Here is a 22,738-nt window from a genome sequence, read left to right on the forward strand (position 1 = left end):
CGACCCTAGGGTCCGTACCGGCCGGTGGCGGTGTGCAGGTGGTCACGCCGCGGCGACGTCGGCGAGCAGCTGGGCGGCGTTGTCGTGCAGCACCGCGCGCAGCCAGTCCGGCCCGAGGCCGAGCCGGTGCAGCACGGCGAGCTGGTGCGCGTACGGGTACGGGATGTTCGGGAAGTCGGAGCCGAGCACGATCCGGTCGGCCAGTGCGTCGAGCCGCGGCACCAGCTCCGCGGGGAATGGCGCGATCCGCTCGGTGAAGTCGGTGAACGCCATCGTGGTGTCCAGGTACACGTGCTCGTGCTGCTGGGCCAGATCGAGGAAGTCCGCGTAGTCCGGCATGCCCAGGTGCGCCACCACCAGCCGCAGGCCGGGATGGCGGGCCAGCACCTCGGCGATCGGCCCGACGCCGGTGAACGCGCCCTCCTCCGGGCCGCGGCCGCAGTGGCAGACCACCGGGATCCGGTGCGCGGCGAGCAGCGCCCAGACCCCGTCGAGCAGCGGGTCACGCGGGTCGTACCCGCCGACCTGCAGGTGCGACTTGACCACCACGGCACCGCGGCGCAGCGCGCCGGTCAGGTAGCCGACCGCGTCCGGCTCGGGGAAGAACGTCGCCGACGGCAGGCAGTCCGGCGTCGCCGCGGCGAAGTCCAGCGCCCAGTCGTTGAGCCAGCGCGCCATGCCGGGCTTGTGCGGGTAGACCAGCGCCGGGAACCGCAGCACGCCCAGCGAGCGCAGGTGCGCCAGCCGCGCCGGCTGCGCCCAGCGGTACGTGATCGGCCAGTCCACCCCGAGCAGTGACCCCGCACCGTCGAAGTAGCGCCACACCTTGTGCAGCACCCGGTCCGGCAGGAAGTGCACGTGCAGGTCGATCGCGCCGGGCAGGCCGAGCGAGCGCAGGTAGCCCGGCACCGCCCCGTCGTCGTCCGGCGGCAGGATCGGCATCGCCCGATCGTACGAGCCGGCCCGCCCCGGCCACCCACCGGTCAGCGCGAGCGGAGCACGGCGACCGGGCACGGCGCCCGGTGCAGCAGCGAGCGGCTGGTCGAGCCGAGTACCAGTCCGGCGAAGCCGCCGCGGCCGCGCGAGCCGACCGCGAGCAGCCAGGCGTCGGCGCTGCGCTGCAGCAGCTCCGGCACCGGCGTGCCGTGCACCAGCACCGGTTCGACCGGCACGTCCGGGTACTCGGCCCGCCAGCCGGCGAGCGACTCGGAGAGCATCCGCCGCTCCTCCTCGGCCACCTCGTCGAGGTTGTAGTACAGCGGGACGCGGTCGTGCGGGCGGTCGGAGCCGGGCGCCATCCAGGCGTGCACGGCGACCAGCCGGGCCCGCCGCCAGGACGCCTCGGCGAACGCGAACTCGATCGCCGCCTCGGACAGCGCCGAGCCGTCCACCCCGACCACGACCGGGCGGTCGGCGTCGGACGGCGGTACGTTCTCGGTCGCCGGGACGACCACGACCGGGCCGCTGGCGTGCGCGGCGACCTGGGCGCTGACCGAGCCGAGCAGCAGCCCGGACAGGCCGCCGAGGCCGCGCTGACCGACCACGGTCAGCGCCGCATCGGCGGAGCGCTCCACCAGCACCCGGGCCGGCGACGCCTCGACGAAGTCACCGTCGATCGCGATGTCCGGGTACTCGCCGCGCAGCCGGTCGACCTCGGCGGCGAGCTGCCGGCGGGCCTCGTCCCGGATCGCTTCGGTGTCGGGCAGCTCGCCCCGGGCCCGCACCGTGTACGCCTGGGCGGGCCAGCGGAACGCGGCGACCAGCCGCAGCGGGTGCCGGCGCAGCGTCGCCGCGTCGGCGGCCCACCGTGCGGCCGCCAGGCTCGCGGGCGAGCCGTCGACGCCGGCCAGGATCGGCGGGTTGGCGGTACCGGTCATGTCGTTGCCTCCCTACCAACCGTCGGTCTCGTGTTCGTCGGTGCTGCCGACCAGCGGTCCGGTCCGGACCGGACGACGGGGGGGTGGGTACCCATGATCGTACCGGCGCGGCGGCCCGCGGACCCGGTCCTCGCGGCGACGACACCGGCCGATCGGGCGCCGCACCTCGCCCGTTCGGCCGAACGCCGCACCGCGCGGCAACCCCGATACTTGCCCAGGCAAAAATGAGAGGGGATTCAGGCCGGTGACAGCTTTGGGCGCTAGCTGGGTGGTTCCGGCCTTCGGGGCCGTCGCCGGCGCCTATCTGCTTGCCATCGCCACCTGGGTGGTCTTTGAGCTGGTGCAGGATCGCCGCCGCGGCGGCACGGTCGAGGCGACCGACCCGGACGATCCCCGGATCTGGTTCCGCACCGGTACGGTGCGCTGGCTGCCGGAGTCGACCGACGGCCCGGCGCCACCCGCCGGGTCGCAGCTCGGGATGTCGCTGACGCTGTGGCGCGACGTGCTCGGGTTCGACGTGACCGCGGCGAGCGGCCCGGCCGGCCCCTCCGGTACGGGCGGGGCGCCGTCGCTGCACGTGGTGCTCAGCGCCGGTGGCCGCCGCATCGAGCTCGCGCCGGGCCCGCCCGGCCGGTACCGCGCGTTCGACGTCAAGGGCATGCGGCTCGCGCTGATGGTGGACGACCTCGACGCGGTGCTCGCCGCGGCCGACGACGCCGGCTGGCACCGGACGGACCCACCGGTACCGGGTGAATTCGCCGGGCCCGGGCCACGGTACGGCTACCTGCACGACCCGTCCGGCGCCACCGTGGAGCTGATCCAGCCGGCCTGACCGGCGCCCCGCCGCCGAGCGGATCCGCGCCCCGCCGCCCCGCCGCCGCGCCGCCGACCCGGCCCCGCACCCGCCGCCTCGCCGCCGACCTGATCGCGCAGCCGCCGCCTCGCCGCCGACCCGGCGCCGCGCCGCCGCGCCGATCCATCCCGTCCGGGCCGCGCCCGGGCCGTCGCCGGCGGTTCGCGCCGAGCGGTGTGGCCTGGGTCGCCGGGTGCCGCGAACCGGCCCGCCACCACCGATCCGGCCGCACAATGGAGCCACGGACTCGCCCGGGTCCGCGCGCACCGAGACCGGTGCACCCAGCCGGCGGGAGCCGGCAGCCAACCGAGGGCCCCGCGACGACACCGCCGGCCGGGCGGTGCCCGACGACGCGGCGGCGCGGCGTGGGAGGAGTGCGGATGAGCGAGCTCCGCGACCTGCTGCGGCGGGCCGAACGCGATCTGCAGCGCGGGCCGCGCGGCGCCGAGCACTCCGACCCGGCCCGGCTCTGGCGCGAACTGGTCGAGCTGCGCGAACGGGCCGCGCACGTCGACGACGACACGCGGCTGCTCGGCGCCGCCCGGCAACTCGCCGAGCGCGCCTCGGACGTGGCCACCGGCCCGCCGGTGTCCGCCGAGACACTGGCCGGTACGGTCGGCGCGGCGGTCCTGGCGCCGTCGATGCACAACAGCCAGCCCTGGCGGTTCGCCGTCGGTACCGGACGGGTCGAGGTACGGCTGGATCTCCAGCGGCGGCTGCCGGTCGCCGACCCCGACGACATCGCGGCGCGGATCGCCTGCGGCGCCGCGGTGCACAACCTGCGGCTGGCGTTCCCCGTCCGGCTGGGCCGCGCCGCCGAGGTGGCGCTGCTGCCCGACCCGGCCGACCCGACGCTGCTCGCGGTGGTCCGTCCCGGAGCCGCCCGGCCGGCCGCGCCGCGCGAGCACGCGCTGCACGCCGCGATCGCCCGCCGGCACAGCAACCGGTACCCGTTCCGGGACGACGTGACGGTCGAGCCGGCGCTGCGTGCCGCGCTGACCGAGGCGGCCCGTACCCGGGGGTGCTGGCTGGATCTGGTGGTGGAGCCGGCCGCCCGGCGGCTGCTGGGCGAGCTGGTCACCGACGCCGACCGGGTGCTGCGCGCCGACCCGGCGTACGAGCGGGAGCTGTCGGGGTGGATCCGGCGCGAGGCGGGAGCCACCGACGGCGTACCGGGTGGTGCCGCCGGGCCGCGGCCGGAGCCGGGCGACCCGCTGCCGGGCCGCGACTACGGTGGCGCACCGCGGCGGCCGGACCGCGGGTTCGAGCCGGCGCCGCTGGTGGCGGTACTCGGCGGGCCGGGCGAGCATCCGGCCGACCAGCTCGCGGTCGGCGAGGCGCTGCAGGCGGTACTGCTCGCCGCCACCGACGGCGGTCTCGCGGCGTCGCTGTACTCGCAGGTGCTGGAGGTGCCGGAGGCACGGTCCCGGCTGCGGCGGATGGCCGGCCGGCTCGGCTCGCCGTACCTGGTGCTGCGGATCGGCTACCCGTCGCGCCCGATGTTCGCCACCCCGCGTCGCCCGGTGGACGAGGTCGTCGACCGGCTCTGACCGCGCGCACCGCTGCCGCCAGCGACCGCCCCGCTCGGCGCGGTCAGCGGCCCTTGACGCCCCGTCAGACAGGGTCAGCGGCTCTCGACCCCGAAGGCGGGGCAGCGGCTCTCGACGCCGCCGGAGGCGGGGTCAGCGGTCGTCGACGACCGGGAAGCGGCGCGGCGCGATCAGCACGCACGCCACGCCCAGTACGGCGGTGCCCAGCAGCGCCAGGAACACCTGATGGCTGGCGTCGTGCACGGCGGTACGCAGGTAGTGCGCCACCGCGGAGTCGGGGTGGGCGGCGAGGACCCGGCCGATCCCGTCGACCTGCTCCGGCCGCGGCCCGAGGTCGGGTACCGGCCGGGTCAGCGCCGCGGCGAGGCTGGCGTTGCTGATCGCCGCGTACACCGCGGCGCCGATGCTCTGCCCCAGGTAGCGGCCGAACATGGTGCCGCCGGTGACCACCCCGCGCCGGCCGTAGTGCACCGTGGACTGGGTGCCGACCAGCATCGAGGTGGACATCAGCCCGAAGCCGCCGCCCATCACCACGGTCGCGACCACCAGCTGCCAGGCCGGCCCGCTCGGCGGCACCAGCACCAGCACGCCGGTGGCGAGCACCACCAGCAGCGTCCCGGCCAGGGCGGTGTCCCGGAACCCGACCCGCAGGTACAGCCGGTTGGACAGGCTGGACGAGATCGGCCAGGTGATGCTCATCGCGGCGAGCACGAACCCGGCCGCGGTGGGCGACAGCCCGGACACCTGCTGCGCGTAGGTGGGCAGCACGGTGTTCATCCCGATCACGATCAACCCGAGTACGACCATGGTCAGGTTCGCGCCGACCAGGGTGCGGCGGGTCCACAGCCAGCCCGGCATCACCGGCTCGGCCGCGTGCCGCTCCACCACCACGGCCACCCCGGTGAGTACCGCCGCGACGGCGAACACGCCGATGCTTCGCGCAGACAGCCACGGCCACCGGCTGCCGCCGGACAGCAGGCCGACGATCAGCGCCGCGGTCGCGCCCAGCACCAGCGCGGCGCCGGCGTAGTCGATCTTGTGTTTCTTCCGCTCGATGCGTTCGCGCAGGTGCCGCAGCAGCATCCACAGCGCGAACCCGCCGAGCGGCAGGTTGATCAGGAAGATCCACCGCCACGACACGTACTGGCTGAACAGGCCGCCGGCGGCCGGCCCGACCAGCGCCGAGATGCCCCACACGCTGGACAGCCAGCCCTGCACCCGGCCGCGCTCGGCGATCGAGTACAGGTCACCGGCGACGGTGGCGACGGTCGCCTGGATCGAGCCGGCGCCCAGCCCCTGGACGCCACGGAACACGATCAGCGCCAGCATGCTCGGCGCCGCCGCGCAGGCTGCCGAGGCGACGAGGAACGTGGCCACCCCGGCGATCAGCACCGGCTTGCGGCCGTACAGGTCGGCGAGCTTGCCGTACAGCGGGATCGTCACCGTCTGCGCCAGCAGGTAGGTGGAGAACACCCAGGCGAACAGGTGCTGCCCGCCCAGGTCCGCCACCACCGAGGGCAGCGCGGTCGCCACGATCGTGGTGTCCATCGCGGCCAGCCCCATGGTCAGCACCAGCGCGACGAGCACCCGGGCCCGACGGTCGGCCATCAGTCTCCATTCGTCCGCGGCGGCATCCCCGCCACCCGCGAACCTATCGACCGACCACCGACCGGCCGACCGGACCCTCCGGTGACGTCGCACCGACGGCCGGTGTCGGCAGGACAGGGCTCGCGCCGCGGCGACGGGTCAGCGGCCGAAGCCGGCGGCGAGGCCGCGGAGCAGGTGCCGGCGGCCGAACAGGTAGAGGGCGAGCATCGGCAGCGCGGACAGCACGACGGCGGCCATCAGGCCGGGCACGTCGGTACCGTGCTGGCCCTGGAAGTTCCACAGTCCCAGCGGCAGCACCCGCCAGCGGGAACTCTGCGTCAGCACCAGCGGGAACAGGATGCCGTTCCAGGCGTTGAGACCGCTGACGATCCCGACGGTGATCAACCCTGGCCGGGACAGCGGCAGCACCAGCCGGAGGAACACCCGGCCGTTGCCGGCGCCGTCCAGCTCCATCGACTGGTACAGCTCGTCCGGGATGTCGCGCAGCGAGCTGGTCAGCACCACGATCGCCAGCGGCAGCGAGAACGCCGCGGTGGGCAGCACGATCGCGGTGAGCGAGTCGTACAGCTTCAGCCGGGTGATGATCAGGTACACCGGGACGATCACCGCCTGCGCCGGGATCGCGAGGCCGAACAGGAACACCGACAGGCCGGCCCGGACCAGCCGGCTGCGGTTGCGCACGATCGCGTACGCGGCGGGCAGCGCGGCGCCGAGGGTGAGCGCGATCGTCGCGACGGTGACGATCGCGCTGTTGCGCAGGAAGCCGCTGAACCCCAAGCGCAGCGCCCGGCCGTAATTGTCCAGGCTCAGGTCGGTCGGCACCGGCAGCGCGCCGTGCGACAGGTACGCGTCGGCCGGCCGCAGGCTGGTCACCACGATGAAGTAGACCGGGATCGCCACCACCAGCAGCCACAGCACCAGCGCGACCGCGGCCGGTACCCGGGCGCGGCCCCTCACGGCCGCCCGCCCTGCCGAGCGCCGGCAGCCGACCCGGGCGGCCGGGCGACGGTTCGACGCCCGCGGCCGTTCACAGCCCCTCCCGATCGCTGTCCATCCGGGCGAAGCCGCTGGCCCGCACGATCAGGACGGACAGCCCGGCGCCGACCACCACCAGCAGCAACGCCAGCGCGCTCGCGTAGCCCATGTCGAAGCCGACGAAGCCGGTGCGGTACATGTGCAGCGGCAGCACCTCGGTCGCGTCGCCCGGCCCGCCACCGGTCAGCAGCAGGATCGTCTCGAAGTAGGTCAGCGACCCGATGATCATCAATACCGAGGAGGCGACGATCGTGTGCCGCAGCTGCGGCAGCGTCACCGAGACGAACTGCCGCGCGCGGGTGGCGCCGTCCAGCGCGGCCGCCTCGTACAGCTGGGTCGGGATCTGGCGGGCCGCGCCCTGGTAGATCAGCGTGTGGAACGGCACCCACTGCCAGGCCAGCACCGCGACCACCACGTACAGCGCGCGGTGCGGGTCACCGAGCAGGTTCGGCGCCGGGACGTGCAGCGCGCTCGCGAGCGCCGCCGGTACGCCGAAGTTCGGGTCCAGCAGCGCCTGCCAGCTCAGCGCGATCGCGGCGAGCGACAGCAGCAGCGGCAGGAAGAACACCGCCGACAGCACCGCCCGGTGCCGCTGCGGGCCCGCCGACCAGACCCCGAGCAGCAGCGCCAGCGGCGTCTGTACCAGCCAGGACACCACGGTCAGCAGCACCGTGATGCGGATGCCGTGCGGTATCTCGGAGTCGTGCAGCAGCGTCCGCCAGTTCGCCAGGCCGGCCCAGTGCGGTGCGCCCAGCCCGTTCCACTCGGTCAGGCTCAGGTAGGCCACCACCACGATCGGCAGCAGCGCGAACACCGCGAACAGCACCGCCGCCGGCGCCAACCAGCCGAGCCCCGGCCGCTGCCGGTACGCCGCGGACCCCACGCCGCCCGCGGGCGACCGGTCACGGCGCCGGGATCCGCGCGACAGGATCGCGCTGCCGGTACTCACGCCGGCTCCGCGGGAACGATCACGTCGCGGGTACTCATGCCGGCTCCGCGGGAGGAATCACGTCGCCGGTACTCACGCCGGCTCCGCGGGAGGAATCACGTCGCCGGTGCTCATGCCGCGGCGTCCATCGCCTTGACGAAACCGGCCGGGTCGAGCTGCTTGACGAACAGCTTCTGCACGTTGGTGTTCACCGCGGTGCCGACCGACGGGGACAGCGCCTGGTCCCAGGCGAGCTGGAAGTGCGGCGCCGCGGACACCAGGTCGTAGCAGAACGTGGCGAAGTCGGCGGCCTTGCTGGCGGCGAGCTTCGGCTTGATCCCGTTCACCGGCGGGATCTCACCGATGCCGATCATGGCGTCGACGTACGGGTCGCCGGCGAGCGTGTCGAGCAGGAACCTCGTCGCCTGCTCGACGTGCTTGCCGCCCTTGACCACCGAGAAGTAGTTGGTGGGCACGCCGACCACGTTCTTCGCGTCGCCCTTGCCACCGGGTACCGACGGGAACGGCACCCAGCCGAGCTGGTGCCCGGACACGAACTTCGGGCTGGACGCGACCTGCGTCTGGTACTCCCAGGAGCCCATCACGTGCATCGCGCACTTGCCGGTCGCGAGCAGCTTCGAGGCGGCCTGGTTGTCCGAGCTGACCGACGGGTAGTTCGTGCCGAAGGCCCCCCGCTCGACCAGCTCCACGCAGTGCTCCGCGGCGGCGCGGATCGCCGGATGCCGCCAGGCGCCGGGCTTCTTCGCCACCAGCGCGTCCACCACGTCGGGGCCGCCGATCCGGTCGGTGAAGTACATCAGGTAGATCAGCTCGGTCCAGCCCTGCGCGCCGGCGAGCGCGATCGGGGTGATCCCCTTGCGCTTGAAGGTGTCCACCAGCTTCAGCAGGTCGGAATAGCTGGCCGGTGGCTTCGCGCCGGCCGCGTCGAACACCGTCTTGTTGTAGAACAACACCTCCGGCTGCATGCCGGACATCGGCAGCCCGTACCGCTTGCCGCCGAGGGTGGCGCCGGCCAGCACGCTGGGCAGGAACGCCTTGGCGACGGCGGGATGATCGGCGAGGGCGGCGTCCAGCGGCTGCACCTGGCCGGCGTCGACGAACTGGGCGAGGTTGCCGCCACCCCAGTTGAAGAAGATGTCCGGCGCGTTCGGCGAGCCCATCGCCACCTGGAGTTTCTGCTTGTACGGGTCGTTGACGTAGGTGGTCATCGCGACCTTGACCGAGGAGTGCTTGTCGAACGCGTCGATGCGCTTTTTCAGCACCGGGTTCTCGGTGTCGCTCTGCAGCACCCACAGCTGGATCGCGCCGCCCCCACGGCCGGCCGGTCCCGAGGTGCCGCAGCCGGCCACGGTGAGCCCGGCGGCGGCCGCGCCGGCCAGGCCGAGTACCGAGCGTCGGGTCATCCGCATGGTCATGTCTCGCCCTCCCGCGGGATCGGGCCACCCACCGTGCCGGCGGGCGTGACTTACATCCGAAAACTCACCGAAAGTTTCGGATCGCTCGTAAGCTACGTCGAGGAGAGCCGCCGGTCAAGACCTCCCCATCGCCCGATTCTGCCGGTATGTTGGGTCCGGTTTGCCCATCGCGCCGCACCGAAACTTTCGGTCCGGCACCGCGGCCGGGAGGAGACGGATGGCCACCTGCGACAAGGACACCGCGGTGTGGCGGGACGCGTCCCGGCCCGTCGCCGAGCGGGTCGCGGACCTGCTCGCCCGGCTCACCCCGGCCGAGAAGATCGCCCAGCTGTACGGGGTGTGGGTCGGCGCCGACGCCGACGGTGCCGGCGTCGCGCCGTACCAGCACGACCTCACCGACGAACCGGTCGACTGGCCGGTGCTGATCGCCGACGGGCTCGGCCACCTGACCCGGCCGCTGGGTACCGCACCGGTCGAGCCGGCCCGCGGTGCCGCCGCGCTCGCCGCCGCGCAGGCGGAGATCGTCGCCGCCGGCCGGTTCGGCATCCCGGCGATCGCGCACGAGGAGTGCCTGTCCGGGTTCACCGCCTGGGGCGCCACCGTCTACCCGACGCCGCTGGCCTGGGGGGCGAGCTTCGACGCCGAGCTGGTCGAACGGGTCGGCGCCCGGATCGGTACCGCGCTGCGCTCGGTCGGCGTGCACCAGGGCATGGCGCCGGTGCTCGACGTGGTCCGCGACCCGCGCTGGGGCCGTACCGAGGAGACCATCGGCGAGGACCCGCACCTGGTCACCGCGATCGGCACCGGGTACGTGCGGGGTCTGCAGTCCGCGGGCGTGATCGCCACCCTCAAGCACTTCGCCGGGTACTCCGCCTCCCGCGCCGGCCGCAACCTCGCGCCGGTACCGATCGGGCCGCGCGAGCTCGCCGACGTGATCCTGCCGCCGTTCGAGGCCGCGGTGCGGGAGGCGGGCGCCGGCTCGGTGATGCACTCGTACGCGGAGCTCGACGGGATGCCGGTCGCCGCCGACCCGGCGCTGCTCACCACCCTGCTGCGGGACCGCTGGGGGTTCACCGGCACCGTCGTCGCCGACTACTTCGGGGTGTCGTTCCTGCAGACGCTGCACGGCGTCGCCGCCGACCCGGCGCACGCGGCGGCGCTCGCCCTCGCTGCCGGGGTGGACATCGAGCTGCCCACCGTCCGCTGCTACGGTGCGCCGCTGCGCGCCGCGCTCGCCGCCGGCCGGGTACCGGCGGAGCTGATCGACCGGGCCGCCCGGCGGGTGCTGACCCAGAAGTGCGAGCTGGGACTGCTCGACCCCGACTGGGACCCCGCTCCCCCGGCACCGGATGCCGGCTCCGGCGCGGGCAGCCCCGCCGCCGGCGGCCCGATCGACCTGGACGGCCCGGCGGACCGGCGGCTGGCGCGCCGGCTCGCCGAGGAGTCCGTGACCCTGCTGCGCAACGAGGGCGCCGCGCTGCCGCTGCCGCCGGCGGCCCGAATCGCCGTGGTCGGGCCCAACGCCGACGACCCGCGGGCGATGCTCGGCTGCTACTCGTTCCCGAACCACGTCGGGATCCACCATCCCGAGCTGCCGCTGGGCATCCCGGTACCGTCGCTGCTCACCGCGCTGCGGGCCGAGCTGCCGGACGCCACGATCGCGTACGCCCGCGGCTGCGCCGTCGACCCCCGCCTCGACGCCGCCGCCGGCACCGACGACGCGGACGGTCCGGACGCGGGAACCGACGACGCGGACGGTCCGGACGCAGGCACCCACGACGCGGGCGGTCCGGACGCGGGCACCGAGGACGCGGGCGATCCGGACGCGGGCACCGACGACGCGGGCGGGCCGGCGCGGGCCGCTGCGCTGGCCGCGGACGCGGACGTGTGCGTCGCGGTGCTGGGTGACCGCGCCGGGCTGTTCGGCCGCGGTACCTCCGGCGAGGGCTGCGACGTGGGCGACCTGCGGCTGCCGGGGGCCCAGCACGAGCTGCTCGCCGCGCTGGTCGCGACCGGTACGCCGGTGGTGGCGGTGCTGCTCACCGGCCGGCCGTACGCGCTGGGCGAGCTGGACGAGCGGCTCGCCGCCCGGGTGCAGGCGTTCTTCCCCGGCGCGGAGGGCGGCCCGGCGCTCGCCGGCGTGCTGTCCGGCCGGGTCAGCCCGTCCGGCCGGACCCCGGTGTCGGTGCCGCACCGGCCGGACGGCCAGCCGGCCACGTACCTGGCGCCGCCGCTCGGCCACCGCACCGAGGTGTCCAGCATCGACCCGACCGCCCGGTACCCGTTCGGGCACGGCCTGTCCTACACCCGGTTCCGCTGGTCGGAGCTGCTCGTCGACGGCCGCCCGCCCGGCGACGAGCCGCCCCGCGTCCGGACCGACGGCACGCTGCGGCTGTCGGTGCTGGTACGCAACGTCGGCGACCGCACCGGCACCGAGGTGGTCCAGCTGTACCTGCACGACCCGGTGGCCGAGGTGACCCGGCCGGTGGTCCGGCTGATCGGCTCGGTGCGGGTCCCGCTGCCGCCCGGACACGCCGCGCGGGCCCACTTCACCGTCCCGGCCGAGGCCGCCGCCTACACCGGCCGGGACCTGTACCGGCTGGTCGAGCCGGGCGAGCTGGAGCTGCGGCTGTCGGCCTCCAGCGCCGAGCACCGGTACGCCGTGCCGCTGCGGCTCACCGGGCCGCACCGCCGGCTGGACGACCGGCTGCCCGGCGCGGTGCGCGCCCGGGTCGAGGGCGCACCGTAACCTGCGACAGCAGTACCGTGCGCCGCCGACCGGCTGCCGCCGACGGCGACCTGCGACACCAGTACCTCGTCTGCGAAGGAGGCAGCGTGGCCGACGACTCCCGCGTCACCATCACGGCGATCGCGCGCGAGGCGGGCGTGTCCGTACCGACGGTGTCCCGGGTCCTCAACGGCCGCTCGGACGTCGCACCGGACACCCGTGAGCGCGTCGAGCAGCTCCTGCACGCCCGCGGGTACCGGCGTCGCCAGTCCAGGTCGCGGCCGGCGGCGGGGCTGATCGACCTGGTGTTCAACGACCTGGACAGCCCGTGGGCGGTCGAGATCCTGCGCGGCGTCGAGGAGGTCGGGCACGCCGCCGGCGCCGGGACGGTGGTGTCGGCGCTGCACCGGCGCACCGGCCCGACCCGGCAGTGGTTGGAGAGCGTGCGGGACCGGTCCACCGACGGGGTCATCCTCGTCACCTCCGACCTGGAGCCCACGCTGCGGGCCGAGCTGCACCGGCTGGACGCGCCGGCGGTCGCGGTCGACCCGGCCGGTACGCCGGCGCTGGACGTGCCGACCGTCGGCGCGACGAACTGGGCCGGCGGGCTGACCGCCACCGAGCACCTGCTCTCCCTGGGGCACCGGCGGATCGGGCTGATCGCCGGGCCGCCGCGGCTGCTGTGCTCCCGGGCCCGGCTCGACGGGTACCGGGCCGGGTTGGAGTCGGCCGGCATCGCGGTCGACGACGCCCTGATCGCACCGGGCGACTTCTACCACGAGTCCGGTTTCCGCGGCGCCGACGCGCTGCTGGACCTGCCCGACCCGCCCACCGCGATCTTCGCCGCCAGCGACCAGATGGCCTTCGGCGTGTACGAGGCGGTCCGGCGCCGTGGCGCCCGGGTACCGGACGACGTCAGCGTGGTCGGCTTCGACGACCTGCCGGAGGCGCGCTGGGCCAGCCCGCCGTTGACCACCGTGCGCCAGCCGCTGGCCGACATGGGGCGGGTCGCCGCCCGTACCGTGTTGCAGCTCGCCGCCGGGCAGGCACCGGACAGCCGGCGCGTCGAGCTGGCCACCGAACTGGTCCGGCGGGAGAGCACCGCCCCGCTCGGCCGCTGACCGCCGCAGGTCCCGCGTCGCGCACGTCTCTCTCGCGTCCCGGGCGGCGGGCGGTCGGACTGCGTCCCGGCCAGCGCGCACCTCGACTGCCTCCCGGATGGCGCGAGCCTCGGCTGCGCCCAGGCCGGCGCGGGGCCGCGGCTCAGCGGTACAGGGTGCGCATGCTGACCTCGTCGCCGCCGCGCCGGGGCGTGGTCGGCGCGGCGCGGGCGTAGCGCCGGGCGGTGGCGTCGGCGTAGCGGCGCAACCGCCGCTCGGTGCGCCACGCGCTGTACAGGACGACCGTCGCCGCGATGTCGACGCACAGCAGCGTCACCAGAAGCACGATCGCGAGCCGCATCTGCAGACCCTCCCGAGGTGCCGCCGCGCGTGGGGACCTCGCGCGGCGGGCTGGCGCACATCGGGGCGGGTGGGGCCGGGCGCGGTCGGGGTCGGCGGCGCACCGGACGAACCGGTACGGCCGGCGAGCGCATCGGCGGAGGCCGCTTCGATGGGCGTCGGTATGAATCGCGCGGCGGCGGGGGCGCGTCGGACAGGCTCGGCACCGAACCGTTCGGGCCCACCCGCGCCGGGGCGTTGGACACGGCAGCTTAGTACCAGAAACGCTGGGTGACCAGCGACGTGCCGGCGAGCCGGGCGAAACCCGCCCGAAGATCACGTTTGGTGATCGACACCGCGCCGCCCAGTCACCGCACCGGATCCACCCGCATCGGGTCGCAGCCGACCGGTCGGGTGGCGCGTGTATCGACGCGCGCCGGGCGCGGCTGGGGTGTGTCCGGCGCGCACCTCGGGGGCGGGGATGGTCGGGTCGCGGGCCGCGGGGAGGACGGCCCGCGACCCACCCACCCGCCGCGGTCGCCGGAATCGGGCATGCTTGCGCCATGGCGGACAGCGACGACCAGCGGCCCAACGCCGCCCGGATGTACGACTACTTCCTCGGCGGTGCGCACAACTTCGCGGTGGACCGGCAGGCGGCCGAGGCGGCGAGGTCCGCGTTCCCGGCCCTGCCGGCGACGATGCGCGCCGGCCGGGCGTTCCTGCGCCGCGCGGTGCACTTCCTGCTCGACACCGGCATCGACCAGTTTCTCGACCTGGGCTCCGGCATCCCGACCGTCGGCAACGTGCACGAGATCGCCCAGCAGGCGAGCGTCCAAGCACGCGTCGTGTACGTCGACGTGGACCCGATCGCCGTCGCACACTCCCATACGCTGCTCGCCGACGAGCCGGCCACGGTGATCATCGACCACGACGTCCGCGACGTCGCCGGGGTGCTGGCCGATCCGCAGACCCGCCGCATCCTCGACTTCGACCGGCCGATCGGGCTGCTGTTCAACGGCGTGCTGCACTTCGTCCCGGACGCCGACGACCCGGCCGGCCTGGTCGCCGCGTACCGGCAGGCGGTGGCGCCCGGCAGCTACCTGGTGATCGGTCACGCCACCGGTACCCGGCGCAGCGCCGACGGCGAGGCCGAGATCGGCCGCGCCCGCAAGGTCTACTCCGACGCCGGCGAGCGGGTCAGCCTGCGCAGCCGGGACGAGATCGCGGCGCTGTTCACCGGTACGACGCTGGTGCCGCCCGGCGTGGTCGAGGTCGACCGGTGGCGGCCGGACGAGGCCACCGAGACGTTCGGCCTCGCCGGCTACGCCGGCGTCGCCCGCATCGACTGACCACCCGCACGCCGGCGACACCGCCAGCGCCGGCGCCAGCGCCACGATCGCCGCACCGGCCACAGCGCCACGATCGCCGCACCGTGCGCGGCGCAGCGATCGCCGCACCGGTCGTCGTGCCGCGATCGCCGCGGCGCGCGGGCTATGCCGGCGTCGCCCGGGGCGACGTACCGCCCGCACCGCGGCGCCGGCGGTACCAGAGCGCCCCGGCCGCGCACAGGATCGCGACGAGCAGCGCCACCCCGCCGACGACGGTACGCAGCCACCAGGCGGGCGGCGGCCCGTAGTCGGCGGCGGCACCGGTCACGGCCAGGTGCCGCGAGTCGATCAGCGCAACGGCGACGTCGTCGAGCGTGGCGCCGGCCGGCACGGTACCGATCCGCCGGACGGTACCGGTGTGCGCCAGCGGTTGCCGCAGCAGCGCCCCGCCGTCGGTGACCAGCAGGGTCTGCGCGTCGGCCCAGCCGACGAACCGGGCGTGCTGGTCGCCGAGCGGCGCCGGGGGTGTGTCCCCGCTGCCCGGGTCGGTGGACGCGAAGTGCACCGACCGGCCGTCCGCGCCGGCCAGGGCGAGCCAGCGGCCGTCCGGCGACCAGGCGTGCGGCCCCGCGAGCGTGCCGCCGATGTCGGGCAGCCGCCCGGCAAGCACGCCGCTGCTGTGCGCGACCTGGATGTCACCGCCGAGCTGCACCGCGATGCTGCCGCCGTCCGGGGAGAACGCGGCGCCGCGGGCGGTGCCGGTCGCCAGCGGCACGCTGGTGCCGGCCTTCGGGTCGAGCAGGACCACGCTGTCCGGGCCGGAACCGGCCGCGGTCACCGCGCAGACGATCCGGGTGCCGTCCGGAGCGAACGCCAGCGCGCGCACCCGCCTGGCACCGTGGATCCGGTACGAGCGAACCGATCCGTCGCCGAGCCGGACCAGCCGCAGCACGTCGTCGATGCCGCCCACCGCGACGCTGCGCCCGTCCGGGCTGAGCAGGCCGTCCCCGTCGGTGTGCCCGGTGAACACGTGCCCGCCGAGCACGCTGCGGTAGTCGGTGCCGTCCGCACCGATCACGAGCTGCCCGGAGTCGCCGTACCCGACGAGCGCGATCGCCGCCCCCAGCGGCGCCCGCCGCACCGACGAGGCGGTCGACGACCAGCCCCCGACCGTACGGGGAAAGGACGGTCGCCGCGGCGCCGGCTGCCGCCCCGGATCGGCCGCCAGCCACGGCACCAGCACCAGCGCCACGACCACCACCAGTACCCCGGCCGCCACGAGCAACGGAGTCCTGACCCGCCGAGCCGCCGCCGGCGCCTGCTCAACCAGTTGCATTGCCCCATCTTGCCCGGATCAACCCCCACGAGTGACCCCGCACCCGCCCACCGTCCACCGGGCCAGCGGCAACGTGCGCCGGCGGCAGCACCTTGCGCAAGTACGGAGCCAGACTGCCGCGACCGACCGGACGCCGGATGCCTCACCCCAGGGCGCCGCTGGTCACCCGGCGTGGCGACTCAAGAACTTCACGAAAGCGTAGAGCGCACAGAGGAAAGCGACGACGCCCACCGATGCCAGCACCATGGCAACCACCTCGCCCGAGAACATCGACGGCCGTGCACCGAAGTCACTCAGACCCGACGCTCGCCGCTCGCCGTCTCCCGTCCTTCGCCAGTTCCGCCAAACCAGCCAACCGCCGACGATCGCCAGGCAGGCCACGATCATCCCGGTCAGGCTCGGCCACATCGTCGTGGTGTCCATCAGGTCGATCGAAGGACGGGAAGACGGGCCCATCATCCATCACATCCCCACCCGGCAACGCAGCGTCGAACTCGCACCGTTACCCCCCTTGGACCGAACACGAAAGCAATCAACGGATCAATTCCGGCCGGAGTGTGGATCGAAGGACTTCCACCGTCTCAAGCTCGAAACGTCTTCGATCAAGGCCGAGAAGAAGTCCGCCTGAACAGACATGTCACTCAGGTTTCTCACGATGTCCACGCTGTTCATGACGGGATTGATCACGGCAACGACCACGGTGCCGAAAGAAATGATGGAGATTACGGCGACGAATGCCCCAAACCCCATGAGATAGACGAAGAACTTGCCCTGGCATCCGAGCAAGATCGCTGTCATGCCAGTTGCCGCGACGGCGACTCCGAGGATGGCGAACCGAGCGGAGATGATGAACACCGACCACTCGGGGCGCCTTCTGATACGCGGAATGCCGTCATCAAATCCCATCGGCGCGGCCCCTGTCTGTCTCGTGGAACTCAGAACCGTCGGTCGGGCCAGGACGAGAACGTGTCGACAAGCGTCGGCACAGCAGGTTCACGCCGAGCCCTACGACTCCACTGAATACGGCGATCAGCATGGTGATCGGATTCAGTCGCCTGCCGATCACGAAGCAAGCGATGAGAACGACCGCTATCCCGGGAACGCCCGAGCCAGCCAACCTGCGCAAGAGCCGCGTCCAGTTATTCATCGATCACCCGAGTCGCGACCGATCGCCAACGGCGGCGGTCGGAGAACCACCGCTCCAGCGGGCACACCCGTCGCTGCAGTCTTGTTCGCAACTCTTACCTTCGCTTCGTGCGGCAACCGAGATTCTTCGAGCACAGATAGCGTGCTGATTGTCGCGAGCGATGGGCTGTCGGCGCGACCCGGCTGGTCGATATGCCGCGAAGGACGCAATCTCGCCATGTCCGTGACTAGCAGCCCAGGTTCGTCAGGAACCATGACCGTCACTCGGACCGATGCTTCGTCTCCGCACCGTCACGCCGGCCGTGGCGGCCCGGCGCGGTCGAGGACCGCACCGCGCACGTTTCGTCGACGCGTTGGGTCAGGTGGCGCGTTGGGCGACGCGGAGGCTGGCGCCGGAGAGTACCGGTGCGGCCCGGTCGGTGCCGCCGCCGTCCGGGAAGACCGCGACGTCGAAGTAGAGGTGCTGGCCGTGGTGGGCGTAGCGGCGCACGGGCACGTTGACGTACTGGTCGCCGGTGGTGCAGACGCCGTCGTCGAGCACGTCGATGCCGGCGATGCGCTTGGACTTGTTGTGCGTGGTGTCCCAGTCGTGGATCACCAGCCGGGTCTGGTAGTGGTCGCCGGGCTTGGTTCCGGTGATCCGCAGCAGCAGTACACCATCCACATAGGACGAGACCGGTGCGACGTAGCCGGGGTAGGTGCCGTTCTCGTGCGCGTTGCCGGGGTCGGCGTACTCCTTGCTCCACCGGATGAGGGTGAAGTCGCCGAACGACAGCGTGGTGTCGCTCGCGCCGAGGCTGGTCTCGATCATCTGCTCCTCCTCGTCGACCAGCTGCCGCAGTGCGGCCAGCGAGCCGGCGTACTCGTTGGTGTCACCGATCGACGGCCGCGCGTCGTACTGCAGGATGGTGAGCTTGTCGTAGCCGCCGTAGCCGGCGACCCAGTCGCTGGTGCGCACGTTCTCGGCCTTGCCGACGTAGCCGCGGTTCGGCGCCGCCCACAGCCCGGCGAAGCCCAGGCTCGCCACGTTCCAGCCGCGCGGCCGCAGCCACCAGTCGCCGGTGTAGAACAGGATCGGCGCACCGCCGCTGAGCGAGTCCCAGCGGTGCTTGAACGCCTTCACGTCGGCCCATCCGGCGTCGTCCTCGCAGTCGAGCTGCCACAGGAACCCGCGCAGCTCGTGCCCGAACAGTGCCCGGGCCCGCGCGACGAAGTGGTCGGCCTGCCCGGACCCGTTGCCGGACCGCACGTAGTGGTAGCCGCCGAGCACCGGCACGTGCCGGCCGCGGGCGAACGCCAGGTTGTGCGACGCGTACGGGTCGGTGTAGGTGGTGCCCTCGGTCAGCTTGTGGCACAGGAACGAGGTCGCCACTCCACCGAACCCGGTCATGTTGCCCTGGTGGTTCGAACAGTCGATGCCGTACAGGGTCATGACGACTCCTCGCCGCCGGTGTCCATCGTCCCGCTCCCCCACACTGTCATCACGGACCTGACCGTACTGAACAACAAATAGCTGTTAAGTAGCCTATGTCCGATAACGACGACCGGCGAGCCGGGGCACCGTGCCGCGCACGACGATCATCCGATCGGTACCGGCGGAGCGCCGGTACCGGCCGCGCGCGCTGCGGTGCCGGACCGGTCTGGCAGGTCTCAGGCGCAGCCGAGCCGGGTGGTCAGCTCGGTGAGGGCGGCGCCCAGGGGCCGGTCGACCCGGACCGCGGCGAGCGGGTCGCCGCGGGTCTCGCCCCGGTTCACGATCAGGATCGGGATGCCGCGCTTGCCGGCGTGCCGGACGAATCGCAGGCCGGACATCACCGCGAGCGAGGAACCCAGTACCAGCAGCGCCTCAGCGGAGTCGACCAGGCGGTAACAGTGGTCGACCCGATCGCGCGGTACGCCCTCGCCGAAGAACACCACGTCCGGTTTGAGCACGCCCGATCCGCAGACCTCGCAGTCGACCAGCCGGAACCGGCGGACCTGGTGCTCGGCCAGCTCGACGTCACCGTCCGGGTTGACCGCGCCGGCCGCGGCGGTGAAGTCCGGGTTCGCGGCGCGCAGCCGGTGCTCCAGCTCGACCCGGTCGCTGGTGGCGCGGCAGCCCAGGCAGATCACCCGGGACAGGCTGCCGTGCAGTTCGGTGACCTCGCGCGCGCCGGCGGCCTGGTGTAGGCCGTCCACGTTCTGGGTGATGATCCCGGTCAGCCGGCCGGTGGCCTGCAGCGCGGCCAGCGCGCGGTGCCCGGCGTTCGGTGCGGCGCCGGTGATGGTGCGCCAGCCGAGGTGGCTGCGCGCCCAGTACCGGCGGCGGCCGTCGACGCTGCCGACGAACTGCTCGTACGTCATCGGGGTGTGCCGCCGCAGCGTGCCTGATTCGCCGCGATAGTCCGGGATTCCGGACTCGGTGGACAGCCCGGCGCCGGTCAGCACCAGCACGTTCCCGGCCTCGACCACCTCGGTCAGTTCGGTCAGGCTGGTGGTCGCCGGCACGGCGTCGCCGGACGGCGCCCAGGTCAGGGTGGGTCGGATGCGCACGATCGCAGCCTACGTCGGCCCGCGCGCGCAACTCCCCTCGACGAGCGCGGGCCCCGAACGAGCACGGTGCCCGTTGCGACGACGCGAGCACCCATGGAAGTGGCGTACGTTGCTGCCCAGCAGGGCCGATCGGGAGGACGAGATGGCAGCTGAACCACACGGTGCGCCGACACCGCCACCCGGCGCGGTCGACATGTCGGTACCCAACCCGGCCCGCATCTACGACTACCTGCTCGGCGGGGCGCACAACTTCGCCGTCGACCGGGAGACCGCCGACCGGGTGATGGCCGCCGGCCAGGTCGGCCCGAAGATCGCTTGGGCGAACCGCTCGTTCCTGCGCCGCTCCGTGCGGTACATGATCGCGAACGGGATCGACCAGTTCCTCGATCTCGGCTCCGGGATCCCGACCGTCGGCAACGTGCACGAGATCGCGCAGGCGGCCGACCCGGCGGCCCGGGTGGTGTACGTGGACAGCGATCCGGTCGCGGTCACCCACGCCCGGCAGCTGCTCGCCGGCAACGCCAACGCCACCATCCTGGACGCCGACCTGCGCGACGCGGACGCCGTACTGCGGGCCGCCGACGCCACCGGCCTGCTCGACCTGTCCCGGCCGGTCGGCATCCTGCTCGTCGCGGTCTTCCACTTCATCCCGGACTCCGCCGACCCGGCCGGCATCCTGCACCGGTACTGCGACGTCGCCCGCGGCGGCGGCCTACTCGCGCTGTCGCACTACACCGACGAGGCGTACACGGCGGAGAAGCGCGAGCGGTCCAGGGTCGGCGTGCGGGAGTACCAGCAGCGCACCAGGACGGCGCCGATCTCGCGCGACGGCGACCAGCTGGCCGCGCTGCTCACCGGGCTCGACGTGGTCGAGCCCGGCATTGTCTGGGCGCCGCAGTGGCGGCCCGACCCCGGCGACGAGGTACCGGACGACCCGTCCGACACCGAGATCCGCGCCCTGGTCGCCCGCATCCCCGCGCACTGACCGGGCCGGCCGACCCGAGCGACCGGCCGCCCGGCGCGGCGTGGCCGGCACTCCTCGCACCGGCCACGCCGCGCCGGGAGCCGCACCCGCAGCGGCCCCTCACGGCGCCAGCGCGAGCCACCCGGCGCCGACGAGGGCGACGGCGCCCACGGCGAACAGCAGCAGCGAACCCGGTACCGGCAAGGCTTCCAGCGCCACCAGGACCAGCACCGCGGCCAGCACGACGAGCAGCGGTCGACCGCGGCGGCGCAGCCAGGGCCGCAGGCCCGGCCAGTGGTCGTCGGCCGCCTCGGCGGACAGCAGGTAGCCGGTCAGCGCGAACCCGCTGCAGCAGCCCAGCAGCGCACCGGCCAGCGGGGAGGACGCGCCGGCCACCGCGAGACCGCCCAGCAGTACGCCCTGGACCGCGGTCAACGTCACCGCGGCGCCGCGGTGCCACAGCGCACCCAGTACCAGGGTGAGGGTGCCGGTGATCAGCAGCAGCCGGCCGCTGGTCGGCCCGAACAGCGCCGGTACCACCAGCAGCACCGCACCGGTGAGCAGTTGCGCGACCCGTACCGCCCTCACCGCGACCGCCCCCGCGGCGGCATCCGGCGGGCCAGTTCCAGCGCCGCGGACAGGCTCGCCGGCTCCGCCGCCGGCAACGTCATCCCGCCCAGCGCGGCGATCTCCCGGGCCACGATCGCCCGCTCCGAGCGCCACAACCGCAACGCCGCGCCAGCCGGAAACGACTCGTCACCCGCCGGGCGTGCACCGGCCGCCGGCAGGGCACCGATCGCCGGCAGGGCACCGATCGCCGGCTCGGCCGGGAGGGTGTCCAGGACCAGCATGGCCATCCCCCGCTCCCCCAGCCGCTGGACCACCTCGACGATGCGGTCGGACAGCAGCGGCGTCAGCAGTACCACCAGGGCGCCGGGCGGCAGCGCCGGCAGCGGGATGCGCGGCGGCCCGGCGATCGGCACCGCGCGGTCTCGACGCACCGACAGCACCGAGTCGACGATCGGGTACAGGGTGCGCCGGCCCAGGCCGACCGGCAGCCAGCGCAGCAGACCGGACAGCGTCACCACGCCGACCCGGTCACCGGTCGCGAGCCACGACTCGGCCAGGCTCGCCGCGGTCCGTACCGACACGTCCAGGCTGCTGCCGCCCGGCGGCCCGACATCGGAGTACCCGTCGATCATGAGCACCACGTCGGCCAGCCGCTCGGCGTGGCGCAGCACCACGTGTGGCCGGCCGTACCGGGCGCTCGACGCCCAGTGCACCTGCCGCACCGGGTCACCGGCCTGGTACGGGCGGATCCCGGCGAACTCCACGCCGGTACCGGTGCCGGCCACCACGTGCTCGCCGACCAGCTGCGGCAGCCGGGCCGGGCGCGGCGGTGCGGCCGGCGGCGCGGTCCGCGGGTACACCGTCAGCTCGCCCAGCGGTACCCGCAGCCGGGCCCGGTCCAGGCCGCCCGGGGCGAGCAGCGTCACCAGCGCGGTACCCAGGTCCAGCCGCGCCCAGCGCTGCGGGGCCAGCGTGAACCTCAGTACGGTCGACGCGGTCTGCACGGCGACGCCGTCGTCCGGTCCGTCCACCGGGAGTCCGTCGCCGAGCGTCACCGACAGCTGGTCGACCGGCGCCGGCAGCGTCAGCCGCACCGAGAGGGTGACCCGGTCGCCCTCGATGCAGCGAGGCGGATCGAGCGACACCGTCGCGGTCAGCGTGTCCGGCCGCTCCCGCCGGGAGCGCAGCGCGAGCAGCAGCAACGGCGGCGCGGCGAGCGCGAGCACCGCCGCGTGGTCGACGATCAGCGCGACCACCACCGCGGCGACCGCGAGCACGCCGAGCCGGGCGGCGGCGAGCGTGCGCCCGAACCGTACCGGCAGCGTCACCTGCGCCCCGGCCATCGGCTCCGGCGGGGTACCCGGCTCCGACCGGCCGGCGCGCGGCGTGGCCGGCCCGACCGGCGACG

General features: G+C 74.1%; 20 protein-coding genes. 6 read left to right on the top strand and 14 right to left on the bottom strand.

Features of this window, described 5'->3' with window-relative positions; all coding sequences use genetic code 11:
• Positions 1–42: 42 nt before the first annotated feature.
• The gene (locus NUM_RS29180) at positions 43–942 is read right to left on the bottom strand and encodes an amidohydrolase family protein (protein ID WP_207128172.1); all 900 of its coding nucleotides are present in this window, start codon (positions 940–942) and stop codon (positions 43–45) included.
• A 41-nt stretch (positions 943–983) separates the two neighbouring features.
• Complete coding sequence (locus NUM_RS29185) at positions 984–1,877, bottom strand: universal stress protein (RefSeq protein WP_207128173.1); 894 nt, start codon at positions 1,875–1,877, stop codon at positions 984–986.
• Positions 1,878–2,121: 244 nt separating this feature from the next.
• Here NUM_RS29185 and NUM_RS29190 point away from each other — a divergent pair, with 244 nt between their 5' ends.
• Positions 2,122–2,709: a VOC family protein gene (locus NUM_RS29190; protein ID WP_207128174.1), complete on the top strand. Its 588-nt coding sequence runs from the start codon at positions 2,122–2,124 to the stop codon at positions 2,707–2,709.
• 401 nt (positions 2,710–3,110) lie between these two features.
• Positions 3,111–4,280, top strand: coding sequence for an Acg family FMN-binding oxidoreductase (locus NUM_RS29195; RefSeq protein WP_225918927.1), 1,170 nt, complete (start codon positions 3,111–3,113; stop codon positions 4,278–4,280).
• A 132-nt stretch (positions 4,281–4,412) separates the two neighbouring features.
• On the opposite strand, the gene NUM_RS29200 is transcribed toward NUM_RS29195, so the two are convergent.
• The 4 genes from NUM_RS29200 to NUM_RS29215 form a co-directional block, all read right to left on the bottom strand.
• Entirely contained in the window at positions 4,413–5,888 is a 1,476-nt protein-coding gene (locus NUM_RS29200) for an MFS transporter (RefSeq protein ID WP_207128175.1), read from the bottom strand.
• A 138-nt stretch (positions 5,889–6,026) separates the two neighbouring features.
• Positions 6,027–6,845, bottom strand: coding sequence for a carbohydrate ABC transporter permease (locus NUM_RS29205; RefSeq protein ID WP_225918928.1), 819 nt, complete (start codon positions 6,843–6,845; stop codon positions 6,027–6,029).
• Positions 6,846–6,915: 70 nt separating this feature from the next.
• Entirely contained in the window at positions 6,916–7,872 is a 957-nt protein-coding gene (locus tag NUM_RS29210) for a carbohydrate ABC transporter permease (protein ID WP_225918929.1), read from the bottom strand.
• A 110-nt stretch (positions 7,873–7,982) separates the two neighbouring features.
• A complete protein-coding gene (locus NUM_RS29215; protein ID WP_207128176.1) occupies positions 7,983–9,287 on the bottom strand; it encodes an ABC transporter substrate-binding protein in 1,305 nt (434 codons plus the stop codon).
• A 217-nt stretch (positions 9,288–9,504) separates the two neighbouring features.
• Here NUM_RS29215 and NUM_RS29220 point away from each other — a divergent pair, with 217 nt between their 5' ends.
• Positions 9,505–12,036, top strand: coding sequence for a glycoside hydrolase family 3 N-terminal domain-containing protein (locus tag NUM_RS29220; protein WP_207128177.1), 2,532 nt, complete (start codon positions 9,505–9,507; stop codon positions 12,034–12,036).
• Positions 12,037–12,122: 86 nt separating this feature from the next.
• Positions 12,123–13,136: a LacI family DNA-binding transcriptional regulator gene (locus NUM_RS29225; protein WP_207128178.1), complete on the top strand. Its 1,014-nt coding sequence runs from the start codon at positions 12,123–12,125 to the stop codon at positions 13,134–13,136.
• 142 nt (positions 13,137–13,278) lie between these two features.
• On the opposite strand, the gene NUM_RS29230 is transcribed toward NUM_RS29225, so the two are convergent.
• Positions 13,279–13,476, bottom strand: a complete 198-nt coding sequence (locus NUM_RS29230; RefSeq protein ID WP_207128179.1) for a hypothetical protein — start codon at positions 13,474–13,476, stop codon at positions 13,279–13,281.
• 541 nt (positions 13,477–14,017) lie between these two features.
• On the opposite strand from NUM_RS29230, the gene NUM_RS29235 reads away from it, so the two are divergent.
• A complete protein-coding gene (locus NUM_RS29235; RefSeq protein WP_207128180.1) occupies positions 14,018–14,803 on the top strand; it encodes an SAM-dependent methyltransferase in 786 nt (261 codons plus the stop codon).
• A gap of 142 nt (positions 14,804–14,945) precedes the next feature.
• Here NUM_RS29235 and NUM_RS29240 read toward each other — a convergent pair whose 3' ends face one another.
• The 5 genes from NUM_RS29240 to NUM_RS29260 form a co-directional block, all read right to left on the bottom strand.
• A complete protein-coding gene (locus tag NUM_RS29240; protein WP_207128181.1) occupies positions 14,946–16,118 on the bottom strand; it encodes a WD40 repeat domain-containing protein in 1,173 nt (390 codons plus the stop codon).
• 162 nt (positions 16,119–16,280) lie between these two features.
• The gene (locus NUM_RS29245) at positions 16,281–16,541 is read right to left on the bottom strand and encodes a hypothetical protein (protein WP_207128182.1); all 261 of its coding nucleotides are present in this window, start codon (positions 16,539–16,541) and stop codon (positions 16,281–16,283) included.
• A gap of 117 nt (positions 16,542–16,658) precedes the next feature.
• Entirely contained in the window at positions 16,659–17,024 is a 366-nt protein-coding gene (locus tag NUM_RS29250) for a hypothetical protein (protein WP_207128183.1), read from the bottom strand.
• 598 nt (positions 17,025–17,622) lie between these two features.
• Positions 17,623–18,696, bottom strand: a complete 1,074-nt coding sequence (locus NUM_RS29255; protein ID WP_207128184.1) for a GH25 family lysozyme — start codon at positions 18,694–18,696, stop codon at positions 17,623–17,625.
• 218 nt (positions 18,697–18,914) lie between these two features.
• Positions 18,915–19,751 (bottom strand): NAD-dependent protein deacetylase, encoded by an 837-nt coding sequence (locus NUM_RS29260; RefSeq protein ID WP_225918930.1) that lies wholly within the window; start codon positions 19,749–19,751, stop codon positions 18,915–18,917.
• A gap of 187 nt (positions 19,752–19,938) precedes the next feature.
• On the opposite strand from NUM_RS29260, the gene NUM_RS29265 reads away from it, so the two are divergent.
• A complete protein-coding gene (locus NUM_RS29265) occupies positions 19,939–20,781 on the top strand; it encodes an SAM-dependent methyltransferase (RefSeq protein ID WP_207128186.1) in 843 nt (280 codons plus the stop codon).
• Positions 20,782–20,880: 99 nt separating this feature from the next.
• Here the strand turns inward: NUM_RS29265 and NUM_RS29270 are convergent, their stop codons facing one another.
• Entirely contained in the window at positions 20,881–21,348 is a 468-nt protein-coding gene (locus NUM_RS29270) for a hypothetical protein (RefSeq protein ID WP_207128187.1), read from the bottom strand.
• A partial coding sequence (locus NUM_RS29275; RefSeq protein WP_207128188.1) for a DUF58 domain-containing protein occupies positions 21,345–22,738 on the bottom strand: 1,394 nt, incomplete at its 5' end. The genes NUM_RS29275 and NUM_RS29270, both read right to left, overlap by 4 nt.

Source organism: Actinocatenispora comari, assembly GCF_017312725.1.
Taxonomy (GTDB): Bacteria; Actinomycetota; Actinomycetes; order Mycobacteriales; family Micromonosporaceae; genus Actinocatenispora; species Actinocatenispora comari.

Excerpts from the sequence above, each read along its gene's own strand:
- NUM_RS29180 (WP_207128172.1), bottom strand. The coding sequence starts at position 942 with ATGCCGATCCTGCCGCCGGACGACGACGGGGCGGTGCCGGGCTACCTG.
- NUM_RS29185 (WP_207128173.1), bottom strand. The coding sequence starts at position 1,877 with ATGACCGGTACCGCCAACCCGCCGATCCTGGCCGGCGTCGACGGCTCG.
- NUM_RS29195 (WP_225918927.1), top strand. The coding sequence starts at position 3,111 with ATGAGCGAGCTCCGCGACCTGCTGCGGCGGGCCGAACGCGATCTGCAG.
- NUM_RS29200 (WP_207128175.1), bottom strand. The coding sequence starts at position 5,888 with ATGGCCGACCGTCGGGCCCGGGTGCTCGTCGCGCTGGTGCTGACCATG.
- NUM_RS29215 (WP_207128176.1), bottom strand. The coding sequence starts at position 9,287 with ATGACCATGCGGATGACCCGACGCTCGGTACTCGGCCTGGCCGGCGCG.
- NUM_RS29220 (WP_207128177.1), top strand. The coding sequence starts at position 9,505 with ATGGCCACCTGCGACAAGGACACCGCGGTGTGGCGGGACGCGTCCCGG.
- NUM_RS29230 (WP_207128179.1), bottom strand. The coding sequence starts at position 13,476 with ATGCGGCTCGCGATCGTGCTTCTGGTGACGCTGCTGTGCGTCGACATC.
- NUM_RS29235 (WP_207128180.1), top strand. The coding sequence starts at position 14,018 with ATGGCGGACAGCGACGACCAGCGGCCCAACGCCGCCCGGATGTACGAC.
- NUM_RS29240 (WP_207128181.1), bottom strand. The coding sequence starts at position 16,118 with ATGCAACTGGTTGAGCAGGCGCCGGCGGCGGCTCGGCGGGTCAGGACT.
- NUM_RS29245 (WP_207128182.1), bottom strand. The coding sequence starts at position 16,541 with ATGGACACCACGACGATGTGGCCGAGCCTGACCGGGATGATCGTGGCC.
- NUM_RS29250 (WP_207128183.1), bottom strand. The coding sequence starts at position 17,024 with ATGGGATTTGATGACGGCATTCCGCGTATCAGAAGGCGCCCCGAGTGG.
- NUM_RS29255 (WP_207128184.1), bottom strand. The coding sequence starts at position 18,696 with ATGACCCTGTACGGCATCGACTGTTCGAACCACCAGGGCAACATGACC.
- NUM_RS29265 (WP_207128186.1), top strand. The coding sequence starts at position 19,939 with ATGGCAGCTGAACCACACGGTGCGCCGACACCGCCACCCGGCGCGGTC.